The sequence below is a fragment of the Aquabacterium sp. genome (genome assembly GCF_029946005.1).
Classification (GTDB): Bacteria; Pseudomonadota; Gammaproteobacteria; order Burkholderiales; family Burkholderiaceae_C; genus Aquabacterium.
In genome coordinates, this window is sequence record NZ_JAQSDR010000006.1 from 17320 (window position 1) to 33659 (window position 16340).

The following is a 16340-nucleotide window of genomic DNA, read 5'->3' on the forward strand; positions in this document are numbered from 1 at the left end:
ACTCCCAGCTAGTAGCAGAGGTTGCAGAACAAAATTGGATTCTACTCTTAGAACAAATCGTTCGTTACAGTTGACAACGAGAAATCGTTCTTTTAATATTACGTATCGTTCACTCAGGAGGTCTTATGACCGGAAAAAACCAGCATGTTGTCCCTCATCCAGATGGCTGGGCCGTCAAGGGAGAAGGCAATTCCCGCGCAACTTCTGTCCATGACACGCAGAGGGAAGCCACTGATGCAGCTAGGCGCATCTCGCAAAACCAGCAGTCAGAACTGGTCATTCATCGACCAAACGGTCAAATTCGCGACAAGGACAGTCACGGTCACGACTCCTATCCTCCAAAAGGCTAAGTGTTGGCGTCGCCCGCTTGCGGCGTGTTACTGCTCGCTGGAGAGGCGACGTTATTTGCGGCAATGAAACGCCATTGAAGTGAATCCAAATGCTCAACCTTAGTCAATTGTTTTTCTCGGATGAAGACTCCGGCTGCTTTCACGCAAAGCTGGATTTGACGGAGCGTGAGCGCCTAGCCCTTTCGAGTGCTAGAGCGCTGATTCGCAATTGCCTGCGAGTGGAGATTCCAAGGATGCTCACGCGTGGCGGCTATCAGGGAGTGCCACCAATACCTCGCTTCTACACGCAGGGCTCGTGGGCCTATAAGACGTTGAATGCACCGGCGCAGAAGCCTCAGCAAGCAGACTTGGATGACGGCTGCTATCTGCCTATGAGCTTTGTGTCACAGACTTCACGACCGAGTGTTGCATCAAACGTCTTCTTCACCGCCGTGGAGGCTGCCTTGATGCCTCTGGTAAAAATGCATGGCTGGGCGCTGTCGCAAAAGCCGACCTGCGTAAGAGTTGGGCTCAGTCCCGTTGCCCACATTGATGTACCGCTCTATGCCATTCCCGATGCTGAGTTCGAGTTGCTCAAGGCAAACATGCGAGCCCATGCGGCAGACAGCGCGGTGGTCAACAAGAAGCGCGACAATTGGGCAGCCTTGCCCCGCGACAAAGTTCTCTTGGCGCATCGAACGGAAGATTGGATTAAGTCTGACCCTCGCGCTGTAAACGACTGGTTTGAGACCGCTGTCGCAGTTCGTGGTGGGCAACTCCGACGCATCATTCGCTATCTCAAGGCCTACCGAGACAGCCGCTGGGCGGAAGGCGGGCCTTCGTCGATATTGTTGATGGCGGCTGCGGAACCGGTGTTTCTTAAAAATCATGGGCGTGATGACACTGCCCTATTGGAGGTCGTAGCTCAATTACCCGCAATTTTGCGAAAGGGAGTTAATAGCCCAGTCGACCAGACAGAGACACCATTGACCACGCGATTGGGGGCAGCCAATGTGGAAGAGGCTGCTAAGGCATTTGAGGCTCTTGAGCGACTTCTCCGAGGCGCAATAGATGCGGGAAGCTCCAGCCAAGCCTGCACCTGGATGCATCAAGCCTTCGGCGCCAGATTTCCCAATCGCCCTGACTTGGTAAAGATTGTCTCCGTGGCAGCGACTATTGCCGCTGCGCCAGCCGTGGCTGCATCTCATGAAATCGTGCCTCGAACGAAGGCGGGCTGAGCTTGTCTGAGGAAACATCCAATGTCTATGACGCACTGCGGGTAAGAGGTTTCGCTTTCAAAGGCAGGGCAGTGACGGGTCGTCTTGTCTTTGAAGGACCTCTCCGAGTTGGCGGCAGAGATGTTCAATGCGAACTAGGACTTGACCCTGACTTCTTCGTCATCCCATACATCAAACTGATTTCGCCTGCGGCTGTCATTAAGCGGAAGATTACGCCGCACCTTGGTCATGATGGAACACTTTGCTACCTCGCAGCGGGGGCAATGGTCGTGGATGTGTTCGACCCGGTGGGACAGACTCTTGCATGCTTGGCTCAAGCCGAGCGCGTTCTTAACGGGGCGTTGGAAGGTAAGTACCTTGAAGATTTGGAGGAAGAGTTTCAAGTCTATTGGGGTGGTGAGCTCTGTCTCCTAGACATTCAGGATGTCCACGCAGAACTGCAGGCTGTAGTGATGACCCCGTCTGAGTCCGGAGTTTTTGGAGCCATTACCGACGACTACCAAAGAACGTTGAGAAAACTTCAAGCCATCAAACGCGGCGGGAAGCAGGCTCCCTGGCCAGCCTTCTGCGTTAGCACGGGCATAAAACCTCGTCCCAATCTTGATGTTTGGCCGCCAAAGACCGTTGGTCAATTCTTGAACTGGCAAGGCGGCTTGGACGTGAACTGCCGCAAGGCCCTTGAACGGAAGATGTTGAAGGCACTTCAAAATGGTGCGCCAGGCGTCGTATTGATGGTTCACTCTCCGTTGGTGAGATATTGCGTCGGCGTACTATTTCGAGACTCAGCAGTCTCCGGTAAAAGAATACTTAGGAACAAGAGTTGGCTATACGAACGTCGCCTATTCAGGCTTGAAGGGGTACGTATCGATGACTGCTATGTTGCCGAAAGAAATACGCCTGGGGTACGCACCCTTGCAGGCAAAAAAATTGTTCTTGTAGGCGCGGGCACCATAGGCGGTTACCTGGCAGAAATGCTCGTAAAGGCGGGAGCCGGTACTTCCGGAGGGCAACTCATCGTGGTCGACCCCGACTATCTTTTCCCGCAGAATCTAGGACGGCATCGTCTTGGGTTTTCTCACTTGTTCAAACACAAGGCCGACGCCTTGAGCGAAGAACTCACCGGTGTTTCGCCGGGATGCAAAATCAGCGGAGTTGTAGAGGACGTTCGCCATGTCGAACTGCGTGGCGTTGACCTGTTAGTCAATGCGACAGGGGAGGAAGCCCTTGGGCACTGGCTTTGCCGGTATGCGAGGGAACAACCAACTCTCACAGTTTGGATAGAAGGGCCTGGTTCAGCCGTACGCGGGCTTTTAAAGGCATCGAATAGGAGCGCATGCTTCAGATGCCTTTGCGACGCGAATCGTGAAGGTGCCTTGCTCGCTACCGAAGAGCCAGTAGAGCCGCTTATGGCAGGAAACGGTTGTGAAGGTCTTTACGTCCCATTTCCCGCCTCCGTATCCGTGCAGGCAGCAAGCCTTGCTGCAGAAATGGTCCAGGCTTGGTGTAGCGAAGAACCAGCACCGGCTTTGCGAACACGCGTAATCGACCAAACCAGAACATTAGCAACACCGGACTGCGACCCACTTGCAAACGCGGACTGCCCAGCATGCTGTACGTGAGCTCTTGGTCTGCATTGGACCGCAGGGTCTTGCTTAGCTTTTCTGATGCGGTCATTGCCGTTTTTCAAACTTACGTCCAAGACCGTCAAGCTGGTTATGAGGCTGGCGGAATTTTGATGGGGACTGTTCATGGTCAACATATGCTTGTCAGTGAGGCGACCCAGCCAACGCCGCACGACAGGCGGTCACGTTTTCGGTTTGAGCGAAGTACAAGAAATCATCAGGGAATGGCATCCCTTCGATGGAGAAAAAGCTGTGGGACCGTGCGATATCTGGGGGACTGGCACACACATCCCGAAGAGTCTCCAATTCCATCCAATATCGACCGGAAAGAGTGGGCCAAGCTTGCCTGCCAGCGACAGGATGGTCGTCCATCGCTTTGCGTCATCGTAGGAAGCGCAAGCTTGTTTGTCAGCCTGGCCTTTAAGAATGGGGCCATTGAGAAGCTGGCCTCTATTCCTGGCTAGCCATCAGCTCTTAACGCGATGAGGTTTCCAACCTTCCTGTTTTTGAATGCCAGCGGGAGGCTGCTTGCAAGTACGTTCAATCTTGCATCTCAAGGCAAGGCAAGGCAAGGCGCCAAGCAGGCGAGGTTCTAGAAAAGCCGAGGCGTTTGAGCCTCAGAACATCTGACTAATGAACGGAGGAACTGATGGATTGGAATAAAGACAGGCCCTTTCAGGCACTTGCTTTGACCGGGGGGGGCTATCGAGGTCTGTTCACTGCGCGTGCCTTACAAGCAATTGAGGACCATTTAGGAGAGCCCATCGGACGTCGGTTCGATTTGACATGTGGTACTTCCATTGGCGGCATCATTGCGTTGGCAGTAGCTTTCGAGATACCGATGAGCAAGGTCGTGTGCGAATTTGAAGCATCTGGTACAACCATATTTCCTCCCAAGGAAAAGCCAACAAATTGGATTGGAAAAGCGCAAGACTTTTGGGCTCATCGAAATCGAGCTCGCTATCAGTCTGAAAACCTTCGGGCGGTAGTCGCGAGGATTCTCGGCTCCGACACCACACTGAACGATGCGCTGCACGCGGTCGCCATTCCAGCCGTAAACGTTACGAAAGGACAGCCCCAGCTGTTCAAGACTCGCTACAAGCGCGAGTGGACTCGTGATTCAAAATATAAGGCAGTGGATGTTGCCCTAGCGACCTCTGCTGCGCCAACGTTCTTTGAGTTGGCAGAAGTCGATGGGCATCTGTATGCCGACGGAGGTCTTTTTGCAAATGCCCCTGACTTACTCGCCACCCATGAGGCCGAGCACTTTTTAGGCGTGGAGCCTGGAGCAATAAGGCTCCTTAGTGTTGGAACAACCACGAAGAATTACTCGGTGTCGTTTGGTGCTGGGCGCAACTTTGGCATTCAAGATTGGATGCAAGACCAACGTCTCTTCTCTGTCACCATTGCCTCTCAACAGCAACTTGTTGACCAATTGATGAAGCACAAGCTTGGGCCAAACTATTTGAGAGTGGACGCCGAGCCATCCCACGAGCAGGCTAAGGACCTGGGCCTGGATGTGGCCACTGATGCTGCAAAACGGACGCTTATAGCGCTTGCCACTAAATCCATTTCTGATGTCCTTGGCTCTTCCTTACAGGAATACCTTAAGCACGAACCTCAACTCAAGTTATTTAAGGAAGGCTGAAGGCAATTTTTTTTGCCGACATGACTAGGACTTTGCGAGCTCATGACACCCCACGTTGCCGACTGTGCCCATCGGCGGCTTGGCTTGCATGAAGACCCATGACAAGGAGGACTGCCTTGAAGACAAACATCAAGCGAAGCGAGCTCTACGCAAAAGTTTGGCAAGCTCCGATGACGCGGCTAGCCAAAGAATTCGACATCTCTGACGTGGGCCTGGCCAAGACTTGCAGGAAGAACAACATACCTACCCCACGGGCCGGCTATTGGGCCAAAGTTGCCCACGGAAAAGCACCGCCGCCAACGCCTCTTCCACAAGGTGAGGACGTTGTTATCAGACTTGAGGCTCATGTTCATCGAATGCAGCCGGCGTCCTTCAAACGAGTTGCAGCCGTCAGTGCAGAACTGGTTGCACCGGTCGTTCAAATCGCTTCAACAGATGACTCGGATAGGCTTGCCACATACAGCCGCGCCACTCATGCTGCATTGAAGAAAGTCAAAGCGAACTCATCCGGCTTCCTTCGCTGCGAGACCGCCAAGGCTTTCACATGCATCATCTCTCAAGGCACCTGGGACCGGGCTATACCGCTTTTAGATGCCATTGAACGGACGCTGACCAATGTCGGCGGCGACTGGAAGCCAGACGTCAAATCGGGGAAGCTGATGCTCGAAATGGAGGGGGAGCAAATGCAGCTTACGTTGACCGAGCGGTACAAGAGGACCGAGCACCTAGAGCCCAAACCCGACTCCCCGTGGTACACCCCCCTCACCTATACATATCAATTTCCGGGGGAACTGACACTCACGCTTGAGGCTGACTACAGGGGGAGACGAACTTGGTCTGACGGCAAGAAGAGCCTCCTGGAAGGCAAGCTCGACGAAGTCGCCATCGGGGTTCAGAACGCAGCTCGAGCCATAAGAGAACTCAGAGATGAGAGGGACGCTGAGCAAAAGCGCTGGGCGGAGGAGGCACGGCTCAGGCAAGAGGCGGAGACCAAAGCAAGACACTTCAATCAGTTCAGGTCGAGGTTGTTGGCGGAGGCCAATGCATGGCAGAACTTTCAGCTGGTCACCGATTACGTCGCACACATCGAAGCACTACTTGCTGCCGAACCAAAAAATCACAACGCAGAAGCTATGCAAGCTTGGATGCAAACGGCCCAGGAATGTACATCCAGCCTTGACCCATCAACCCAACGCGTTAAACGTCTGCAACTGGCAGTCGATGGCGGCTCTTACTATGGACCGTTCGGTCAACCAATCGTCTAGCGGGAAAAATCGATATCAAATTAACTGCCTAGCAATGAGACCTACTCAACGATTAGCTGGACACTTATTGCATAAGGCGGCTCTGAAAAATCTGTCTGATGCTTTACTTTTGCACTTAAAGAAACATCGACGGTTCTATCTGTAGAAGGGTCGATAAAGACGTAGGTAGTCATGCGAAAGTCTTGTAAGCCGTCGGCAGCACGATGACCTTTCCAGTGCACATTGCTTGCAGCCGGGTTCCCCGTCACAGCGAGAAGCGCGTTCCACGATTTCCACTCAGACTCAAACTTGTCATGGGAAGAAAATCGTCCTAAGGCACTGAAGGACTGAAGCTGACGGTCGGAAGATTCCGCGTTGGGCATCCCCTGAAGTAAGCGGACCGAGCTATACACTCCGGTTTGAATCAGTATGCCTAGGCGTTCACGAAGCAGTGTCGGAATTTTTTCTGGAGGACCACACGAGATTGGGGCTTGCTCAACGGCTCCCGAATTCTTAGCTAGCAACTGAATTCGCCCACTCCTCCCACTAGGAGCGGTGGTTGCGAACATTGTGTAGGCCCGTCCAGAAGGTGCTTTTACATACATCGCAGCCGTTTTCTCTTCGGTGTCGGCCAAGTCGCCTCCAACCGGCCACGGCTCAACAGTTTCATGGACGGATAGCGCTCCTGAGATGCATGTACGCGCAATGGAGTGCTGCAAAGCCCGGGATGCACCGGCAAGGTCCAACCATGCCTTGTACCGTCCTTCGACAATTTGAATGTCTAAGCGCTCTGGCGAGCGAAACTCAAGCTTGACGATGTCATCAAGCTCTGGCTCTCGGTGACAGCCATTCGCACCAACAAGCAGGAGGAGGGCCACTCCGATTGCAACCAACGTTCGTTTCATCTCTGGCTCCGCCAAGAACATGAAACTTGTAGAGAGTGTGGTTTATTCCGAGTGCCTGTTGCCGACTGAATGGCACTCAACGCCCTTTGCCTGCAATTGGCAAAGCAACGGCACCATCTACTTTTGGACAATGCTCAAGTTCACCTGAGCAGATGCGCAACCGTCGCAAATGTACATATTCGGGCCGTTGGGGTTAAGAGTGAATGCAAGTGGAGCCTTCGAAGCATCTACAGCCTTGAATTTCATAGCTCCCGAGAAGATGTTATTCAAGTCAACCTCTGTGTATTGCAGAGGTGCATCCGCTCCGCGCAAGAGGGTTGCTGCCCCATTCTCAACGTGAATCCGCAAGCCCTGTGCAGCTTTGTCAGAGAGGCTAAGTTCCCTATGTTGGCTGCAAGAGGCAACAGCGAGCGCGCAGAAAAAGACAGCGACATAGGGCAGCTTCATAGTTATGGGCATAAAAAAGGCTTATCGTAAATGCAAAAAAACTAAAGAAGGGCAATCATTCAGGTTGCTCTACAACCGAGGTTGTGCGCATGGCTATGTGAAAGGACAGCTCAAAGGTCATGAGTCGTTGTCGAAGAGGGTTGAACTACCCCGGGGACATCTACAAGTACATGCGCTCCCGTTGATTGACGGGCGCACAGCGCATGATTGGAACCTATCCAATGGAGTGAGCATTGGGGTTGCGGCGATAAAGTCGAAGTCCACCCGCGGTCCTCAGGTGCCTCATCTGCCGTTCACTATCTCGACTAGATACCTTCATTAGTTCCGCATAAAGTGAATCAAGCTCGAGATGAGCAGCGCACCTGTCGGGACCACGGAATTTTGGTAAGCACAGCCAAAATTCTGGTAATCCCTAGGACTAGCCACACCGTCCGATGGTTGCCAGCTCGTCAACAATCGCCGCGTATCCGTCGTGGGGATATGAAGGCCACCCTGAAGGCGCACAGAACCCCGCTCTCCGCTCGATTTCGGCGAAGGCGGCATGCCAAGCATTGCTTGCAAGCAGCACCCAACCTTTGACATCGGTGCCTCGGAATTGGTCGTGCGTAATGTCTATGAGTTGGACACCGACCTCGAACCAAGCGTGAGTTTGGTTCATTGCCAAGTAAGGGTGACCGAAAGCACAGACATAGTGCCCTTTAGCCCAAAGCGCTCTTCGAGGAGTCTGCCAACAAGCTCGGCAGCCGGGCCGCAGGAACCCTTGGGGAATCCACTAAATATTGAGCTTCGCTGGCCGGCCAAGCTTTCGAGCCCGCGGCGGCAGGCGGCAGCGAATCTCACCAAATCCTGCTCTCCCTGGGCAGTCACTAAGCGCTGCTCCCTGCCCAGTCCCACACCTCCTTCGCGAGCAACTCGGGAGAAGCATGTGCTGCAACTCGGAATCCCTGCTGCTCCAGGCTCCAACTCTGGTCCCCAAGAATGTTCTCTAACCTATCAAACTCCGCCGGGGCATGCTGTCCTTGGCGGGCAGCATGACAAAAAGGCCGAGTTGCTGGTCACCGAGCCTCTTAAGCCTGGCATATGTCTGCTGGACGACGAGTTCCTTGCTCAGGTTCAGAACCTGCCAGAACGCAACCTAGCGGTCGAATTGCTGGAGCGCCTTCTGGAAGGCGAAATCAAGAGCAAGTTCGCCACAAATGTGGTTCAAGAGCGCAAATTCTCTGAACTGCTAAGCGGGGTCATCGCTCGGTATCAAAACCGAAGCATTGAAACTGCACAGGTCATGGAGGAGCTGGTGGAGATGGCCAAGAAGTTCAAAGCGGCGGCAAGCCGTGGCGAGCAACTGGGATTGACGGATGACGAGGTCAAGTTTTATGACGCGCTGGCCAACAATGAGTCGGCGGTCAAGGAGCTGACCGATGAGACCTTGAAGAGAAATGCGCATGAGCTGACGGAGAACCTGCGGAAAAACATCACGGTGGACTGGTCGCAGCGTGAAAGCGTTCGCGCCAGTTTGCGCCTGATGGTCAAGCGGGTGTTGCGTAAATACAAGTACCCACCTGACCTTGCCGATTCAGCTGTGGAGTTGGTGCTTCAGCAGGCTGAAGCGCTGGGCGAGGAATGGAGTTAAGAAGCCGTTGCTTAAGCGCCTTCAGCCAGCGCTCAACTACGTTCTCGAAACTTTGCGACCTTTTCCCCGCGCGCCCCGATTTGATGCTGCAGCTCGATTTGGCACCAAATTTGTGGATAACTATAACCTGTATGCACAGAATGGACGCAACAAACTAAACTACGCTCATAAGCATCCGTAATCCACCTCCGAGCAAGGTCTGCTTGGTGTGTGAAGTGGCATCCCCTGCCATGAAAGGACTCGACCATGACAGCATACCCATCCAAGGGCGGCTCAAGCGTATCCGCTCGCGCCATTACTCCTTCCTTGCAACTGGCAAAGCTCGTTGAGCTTTTAGTCAACGCAGTGACTCCAGATACTGCTGGACCAAGCGCGCTCCCATTTGTCAGCGTTGCAGGACAAAAAGTTCTAATCAACCTGCGTGCGCCGTTGGCACGTCTTGTCCAAACAGATGCGTTTCAAACCGCATTTGCGCCCGGAGCAGATACCGGGTTCATGCGCGACATGGATATTCCGCTCAAAGGTCTAACTGCCCGGACTGGGGGGCGCCTGACCCAGGCTACCGAGGGCGCAGCGTCCAAAGCGATAGCTAAGTTGCATGCCGAGATAAACACTACGCTCGATGCAGCGTTGAAAGACTTAGACGTTGGCTCGTTCGCATTGCCTTCGATGGACGCCGCCCTCAAGCTATACGCTGACTCTATTGGCGAAAGCGCACCCAATCTACCAAAGACCGCTTCAATGGTTCCTGTAGCTTTCGCATCGAACGACAGGCGGAATGAAGAACGAAGCAAGGATATTGGTCGAGTACTTACCGCGATTGAAACGGTAGATGGACGAGATGGCCTTGACCTGATGTGCCAGGGCATTGCCCACAAACTTCGCAAAGACGGTCTCGATGACGAGGTAGAGGAAACGCTGGCAGCCATCAAGGCTCAGCGCAACCGCCCGGGAAGTCAGATTCGGGAGTTCCTCGACTTCTTAGACGACCAAGCGCTATCAAGGGTCAGGTTGCAGGTCACCATGCGGTTGATGGGCGCCCTCGCTTCCCAATCGACGAAGAATGGGTTTAAGGCCTACGTCGAACGTGTGCGCCAGTGCTACGAGTTGTTTGGTGGCGTCGGCGGAGAGGCTCTGATGCTAGACACCTCAACCGTCTATGGGCAGGCGAATACATCAGATATTGCAGAGCACCTGCGCAAGTCAATGTTCTATACCTGCCTACCAGTTTGGGCGCAATGGTCGGTGCAGCTCTTCGAAACGCGCACCGAGCCCACAAAGGGCTTTGCCACCGTGCGTGAGGTCTCCTACCGTTTCCGCATCAACGGCGACAACCCCATGACGGGCAAGTCGGCATTCGATACCCGCCTTGACAAGCTACATGACCAACTGTTTATCGACATCAACACAGAGCGTCGCGTGCGGCGAGACATCGCAGAACTCATCTTTTTGCATCTGGTCACGCCAAACTCGTTAGAGCATCCGGGCTGTTTGGATATTGTCGCCGAAGCAAAACGCATTGCGTTTGAGCTAAAAGCTAACCCGGTCGAAACCTTGCGAAAAGTGCACACATCATTGAAGGCAAGGACGAACGTCATTGACAGTCTGGCCGACGAACTCATCGAGCTTCTCAAAAGCAAGGTGAATAAAGTGGTGGCCCTGGCCAATGCCGCCTCAGACAAGTTCACCGTATCTATCCACAGAGGAATCGTCAACTGGGAGGCCGTGGATTCAATCGGAGCCAAAACCGACATCCTGGTTAAGGCAAAGGCGGGGGACAACTCAACGGAATGGTTCAATCATCTGACGATTTCCGACGACGCGTTGGTCCAAGGCGGCATAGCGTCGTACTTCGTCAAAACAGAGCTCAAGGAGCGGTCGTTGGCAGCGGCGGGAGAACCTGTCGCTGCCGCAATGGAGCGAGACCTGAGCGCGCCTGTCTTGCCTGTTCGATTTATCCCGTTCAGGTGGCACAAAGGGGACCAAACGTGGCTACCCGACATCGCCAATGTTGAGCCATTCGACGCAAAGGTCGGCGTAGAGCTGCAATACGACCTTTCGCTACTTGGTGTGAAGCGCGCAAGGGACGACCATGAAAGGGCTCGGTCTGAGCAATTTCGCGCAGCCTCGGTCGCCGCATTCTCCATCCTGACCTATATCACGCTGTGGGAACTCCAAAGACGAATACGCGCGAGCAAGCCAGACCTCGGAATTGCACTGATTCGCCTACAGCACACTGGTCGCCAGCATGACCGAATTGCAGATGCGGATGACGCCAATACAGCCGTCTACGCCGCGAGTAAGGCAGTCGAGAAGGCGCTTGCGCGCGAAGGATTTGTCAAACTTCAAGGCGTCACAACCATAGCCGACGGCAAGGCTGACACCTTGCGTTGGAAGCGCCGGGGCGCTTTGCACGCGCTGCTCGGCGGGCAGGCCCTTAAATTCAAGTTGGAGGGAACCCTCGATAGGGTCGCACTTGTAACCTACGTCACAAGGCCTTGCGATTCGCACCCTACTCACGCCGACGCCGACGGGTATTTATTCCTGAGTCGAACTTACGTCGCGGAGCGCGGCGAGAACGGTTCAAAACTCAAGGCGTTGCGCATGCGCTCACGCTTAGTTGAGAACCGCAAAGACTTCAAGAATCCACAACCCATTCTCGAAGAAATTGCGCGCTTGCATGATGCTGGCTTCAAGCACGTGATGCTGTTGTCACACCACTTTGGCAACCGGCACATTGGACGGGCCGCCGAGCGCCATGCTCCGCACGGCACCCTGGAATTTCTTGATTCAGCGGTGCAGCGTTTCCCTGAAATGCTGCTCTACACCTTGCGACGCGACGTATTCCCAGCAACACGCCTTCGCAGGCGAGGTGGCTCAGAAAGTGCATTTGAAGTAGTCAACTTCAAAGACCATCAGCAAATGTACGATGCGGTTTCAACCGATGTCCTTCGCAGCATCATGCCGGTCTATACGTTCGCAACACTGGCAGTGGTGGGTGAGGAAAAGGGCCGCCCTCAATCCGGTTTTTGCACATACTTCTTCGATGCGGAGCAACGAATCACGGACGTCGAAGTACGTGAAACAGTTCGCCAAAATATTCTTGGCATAGGCGCAGAAGCAGCCGAGGTGCGCAAGTCACTCGTCAGCGTGCTGAGAGCCATCCACTTCATGGAAAGCGAGAAGTCTCCCTCGAAGGCCACTCCCGTGCTATTACCGGTGCTCGACCCATTCGGATGGGTAAACCCAGACAAACGCTCTGCCTCAGGAGAAATTGAGGTCATCACTCGCCGAAGGTCCGGCTCTGTTTTATTGTCCTTGCCGGCTGTGCTTGCTCACGTCACGAAAGTACTCCATAAGGAAGCGGAATGACGGACTTGAGTTTTCATCAGCAGGCCGTGCTTTGGGGGCAAGCTTATGAGGTACTGGTCAAACGAGGCGTGATTGCATGCCTCATTGAACATGGGCTCATAACTCGGGACCGGCCCGGTCTGGAGCGCTGGCGCGAGACTCGGTTGCTAGACGTTTCCCGCGCTTTAAGTGATGAGCTTCACATTCTGGACGAATCGGCACGCGACGTGGTCAAAGCCGCAGTTAGCCACTTAGCTTTAACCGCTTACGGTGTCGGCTACACCGCGACGCGTGCATACGTGCAAGCTGTCCGCGACAAGTTTAGGAAGAATCCGGATGCGTTGGAGGTCAGGGCGCTATGGTGCCCGCTCATGCTTCCCGGCGAGTCGACTCTTGAGCAGTCCGCAAGGACAGAGACACGTGAAGCCTTTTACAAGGAGCTAGCCCTGACTGGTGCCAACGACCCAGATTGGTCACGAAAGGGTCAACCAGCCAACGCTGACTTCGTGCTTTGGCTTACTGCGGGAAGCAAGGAGGACCACCTGCTTGTGCAGGAATATTCGTACGACATGCCGCCATCAATGGGTGACTTCCGAGAGCAAGGCGCACATCTCGACGAGTTGACTCGCCATCGGCGAACCGTGGATTCACGCAGTGTATTTGCGCGTGTGGCAGCGGAGGTTGATGGCGAGGCATTCGAATTATCTGAAGATATTAAAAACTACCTTGGCGCACTCACGTCGGAGAACAAACCTTTCTATAAGTTGTGCCAGGCCTGCTCGTATGCAGAGTCAACACTTGCTCTGCTGCAGCGTCGAGGATTAATGGTCCGGCCATGCGTGGCACGTGCGTTAGCCATCACTCCTAATGGACTTGAGAGCCTTGCAGCTCGATTTGCGTTGGACGAGGCGCCGGAGCCAAGATGTACTTTGATGGCTCAGCTGGGAGCCGCCTACCGAGACACAGCCAAAATTGCAGATGGCGATGAAGCGGGACTGGATGGGCAGATTGCTCGCGTATTCAAAGGCGTAGTCAATAAATTGCCGGAACATCTGCGAGATGGCATGAAGTCGCTGCGGGCCATGCCCCAGCCTGGCGAAGACTATGTTTTTGAATTTTCAGAGACAGTACCGGAATTCGCCAATCCCACCGACAAGTTCACGCTTGAAGATGCCATTAAATTGGTCGACGAAGAAGAAGGACTGCGAGCTTATTTTGGCCAGTCCGCAAAGGCAGCCGTCGGAAGGGCGATGCTTGATTTCGCAAAGGGAAGCTCCGTGCTGTCGTTGAGAGACATGCATGCCGCCGCCATTGTTGCAGGGATGCAGTGTGGCAGGCAAGGAAAGCTAAACGTACTTGCTTTGGAGGGCAACCCCGGAATCGGCAAGACGACTGCAATAAGAACTCATTTGGGCAAGAAGCAAGACGGCTATCTGTTCTTGTACGTCAGCCCTCGGGTGGTTATCAACCGCGACGTGACGGAAAGCTTAGCTCGAAACGAAGACAAGTCACTCACTGGCATTTTGACTGTGACGACCAACGCGCAGCTCATTGCAGCCGCCGAGCGGTGGCACTTGGCCCAAGTGGCGTTAGGGCTGGATACAAAGAGGCATATCGAAGGCGCGGTCGTGGCAGATGGTGTACCAAACCTAAACAAGCCGCGAGGTGCCGTGCTCGTGCTGGACCCTGCGGATGAAGAAAAGATTGATTCCGAGCACGCAGGAAATAAGTTGCATAAGGACACCCTGTCGGAGCACGAAGACTTGGTTAAAGACCGTCCGTTGATGGGCGTACTTAAATGCATGTCATCCACCGCGCGTGAACTTTTGGAGCTGAATCCAACTGTCAACCGTATTGTGCTTACAGCAGCACTTCAAGGGTTTCGCGAACGCGAAAATTCCAAGACCACTGTTGATGCGTTATCCAGTCTTTTCATTAACAAGGCATCCACGCAAGCTGGGCGCAACGAAAGACGCCATTTTGCTAGACGCATGCCAACCATTGTGGTGATGGTGGACGAACTTGCAGGAGATGGCGCCGGAGCACGATTTGTTCACACCATCGCCACGTGGCTGAACAATGAGTTCATCGACTGCTTTGAAGATGAACCCAGCCCGTTCACGGTCACCCTCGTGGTTTCAGATGCATCGCTTGGCAACGAAATAGTTCTTGACCGATATTTAAATGCTGGCGACCGAACCCCGGACAAGGTGCTGGTGTCAAAGTCCAGTGGCATGCGCCCCTTCCGCCTTGCCGCAACTCGAATCAAAATTGGTCAAGCGAAGCGTGACACGCTCCACGTCATGACGAATAGCTACCCTGCCAGTGAACTCCATCTGCATTATCGGGTTCGGCTGACGGCGGTACAGCTTGAGCAAAGCACCAAGAACATTGGTGAGCTTCAGACACCCAGGGAAGCTATTCGCAAGGCGGCGGAAGAAGCCTTGGTCAATGGCGCATGCTCTCAAATATTCAAAGCATTGAGCGCTGGAGCGAAGCAAGTCATCTACTTCGCCCAAGACAAGCTATTTCTCAGAACAGTCAAAGGCGCCTTGTGTAGCGAGTCAAGCGCGGGGTTGGATAAAGCCAACGTTCAAGTACTGGACTCTTCAATACCAGGTTGGAAGCGAAAGCAGTTGTTGGAACCAGAAAATCGTGACGAAGTCCGCGTCTTTCTTATGACTTCATCGGGGGCCCGAGGCGTCTCTTTCCCTCTCACGGACTGGATTATTGCAAGCGTGCCCCGCTTCAATATCGAATCGGCGTTGATGGAAATCGCACAGCTCATCTACAGGGGCCGCGGCATGTACCGGAACAAGCAAGGCGCTTGGCAGTCGGGGGACAGCGTGCCGAGGCATTTGGTCATGCTCGTGGACGACTTCATCATCTCAGAAACCTCGATGGATAAACGACAGTGGCTGCGTCAGTCTCTAGACCTGATGACATTGCTGGTCATGCTCAGGGGCACCATTTTCACGCGCATCACTGGTGACGCGGCATTGAAGCAGCCACTGGCACTGGTACCAGTTGGTGCTGTGGGCACTGAGGAGCTCATCAGCTTGATGTCGCAGTACGTCTCAGAGTTTGTCAAGGAGGCAGAGGTCTTCAAGCTACAGAGCAACGACCGCGACCTGATTGCGTTGGCTCAGCGTGCAAGGGCAAATGTTGAAGAGATATTTTCTAGAGCGAAACTTCACGGCGTCGCAAAGAAAGGTGCTGATGACCGTTCGATGGTCAAGAGCCGCTATGTCGAAGAATTACTTGAACTGGTCACGAGTTTTATTGGACCACTTATGACGCACGCCGCGGACGGATTGAGCATTCCCGACCACCTTCACTTTTCTGGTCCCGTCGCCGTTGAGTCGTGGCATGGATTTGACAAGCAAGAGGTCTTCGCTTTTGAAGGACACGAGACCCAAGTCAGCAAGGCCAGTCGTTCGTTGGTCGGCCAGTTGTATGAAATTGACCGAACCCGAGAGTTCCCCCCAGCGCTGCGTATCCCCGCCGCAAACTTGCTGCGCCTGATTCAACGCGACCAACACGATGCAGCCAATGAATTTCGTACGCTCAAGGAATTAAAATCGCCAAACACCTGGGTCGCCGTGCCAGCTGGTTACTACAACTTCATGCACCCAGAAGCCACAGTCGACAGCCAACCAGTTCGCCTTGATGACCAAGCGTTATGGCAAGAGGCACTTGGACGTTCTTTGAATGCCGGCTCGGCAGTGATACCCCCCCTGCCGCGCTACGACTCATTTCCTTGGGCTGCTGCGGTTGGTAAAGTAAGTCCACTGAAATTGGACCTTGTTTTCGATGACCGTTATTTCATGGCGTCGAATGAATTGAACCTCTTGAACACGCTGCTGCTAGCAAATACAAGCTAAACGTCGCCGGCGACCGCGACCCGCTCGGCGCTTTTTATGGCC

Annotated in this window: 9 protein-coding genes and 1 pseudogene; 9 read left to right on the forward strand and 1 reads right to left on the reverse strand. The window is 53.9% G+C overall.

The window, feature by feature from the left end; genetic code table 11:
- The first annotated feature begins 125 nt into the window (after positions 1–125).
- The 6 genes from PSV38_RS03200 to PSV38_RS03220 all read left to right on the forward strand — a co-directional run bounded on the left by PSV38_RS03200 (position 126) and on the right by PSV38_RS03220 (position 6102).
- Positions 126–350, forward strand: coding sequence for a DUF2188 domain-containing protein (locus tag PSV38_RS03200; protein ID WP_300544771.1), 225 nt, complete (start codon positions 126–128; stop codon positions 348–350).
- A gap of 89 nt (positions 351–439) precedes the next feature.
- Complete coding sequence (locus tag PSV38_RS03205; RefSeq protein WP_300544772.1) at positions 440–1567, forward strand: CBASS cGAMP synthase; 1128 nt, start codon at positions 440–442, stop codon at positions 1565–1567.
- A 2-nt stretch (positions 1568–1569) separates the two neighbouring features.
- The gene (locus tag PSV38_RS03210; protein WP_300544774.1) at positions 1570–3186 is read left to right on the forward strand and encodes a ThiF family adenylyltransferase; all 1617 of its coding nucleotides are present in this window, start codon (positions 1570–1572) and stop codon (positions 3184–3186) included.
- Positions 3174–3653: a Mov34/MPN/PAD-1 family protein gene (locus tag PSV38_RS20400; RefSeq protein WP_366526634.1), complete on the forward strand. Its 480-nt coding sequence runs from the start codon at positions 3174–3176 to the stop codon at positions 3651–3653. Before PSV38_RS03210 ends, PSV38_RS20400 begins: the two co-directional genes overlap by 13 nt.
- Positions 3654–3838: 185 nt before the next feature.
- Complete coding sequence (locus PSV38_RS03215; protein WP_300544776.1) at positions 3839–4837, forward strand: CBASS cGAMP-activated phospholipase; 999 nt, start codon at positions 3839–3841, stop codon at positions 4835–4837.
- Positions 4838–4953: 116 nt separating this feature from the next.
- The gene (locus PSV38_RS03220) at positions 4954–6102 is read left to right on the forward strand and encodes a hypothetical protein (RefSeq protein ID WP_300544779.1); all 1149 of its coding nucleotides are present in this window, start codon (positions 4954–4956) and stop codon (positions 6100–6102) included.
- 41 nt (positions 6103–6143) lie between these two features.
- Here the strand turns inward: PSV38_RS03220 and PSV38_RS03225 are convergent, their stop codons facing one another.
- Entirely contained in the window at positions 6144–6986 is an 843-nt protein-coding gene (locus PSV38_RS03225) for a hypothetical protein (RefSeq protein ID WP_300544781.1), read from the reverse strand.
- A gap of 1516 nt (positions 6987–8502) precedes the next feature.
- Here PSV38_RS03225 and PSV38_RS03230 point away from each other — a divergent pair.
- The 3 genes and pseudogenes from PSV38_RS03230 to PSV38_RS03240 all read left to right on the forward strand — a co-directional run.
- A pseudogene (locus PSV38_RS03230) lies at positions 8503–9063 on the forward strand (DUF3387 domain-containing protein); the annotation flags it as partial.
- 246 nt (positions 9064–9309) lie between these two features.
- Positions 9310–12435, forward strand: a complete 3126-nt coding sequence (locus PSV38_RS03235; RefSeq protein ID WP_300544783.1) for a hypothetical protein — start codon at positions 9310–9312, stop codon at positions 12433–12435.
- On the forward strand, positions 12432–16298 hold the full coding sequence (locus PSV38_RS03240; RefSeq protein ID WP_300544786.1) for a hypothetical protein: 3867 nt from the start codon (positions 12432–12434) through the stop codon (positions 16296–16298). Before PSV38_RS03235 ends, PSV38_RS03240 begins: the two co-directional genes overlap by 4 nt.
- The last annotated feature ends 42 nt before the right edge of the window (positions 16299–16340 follow it).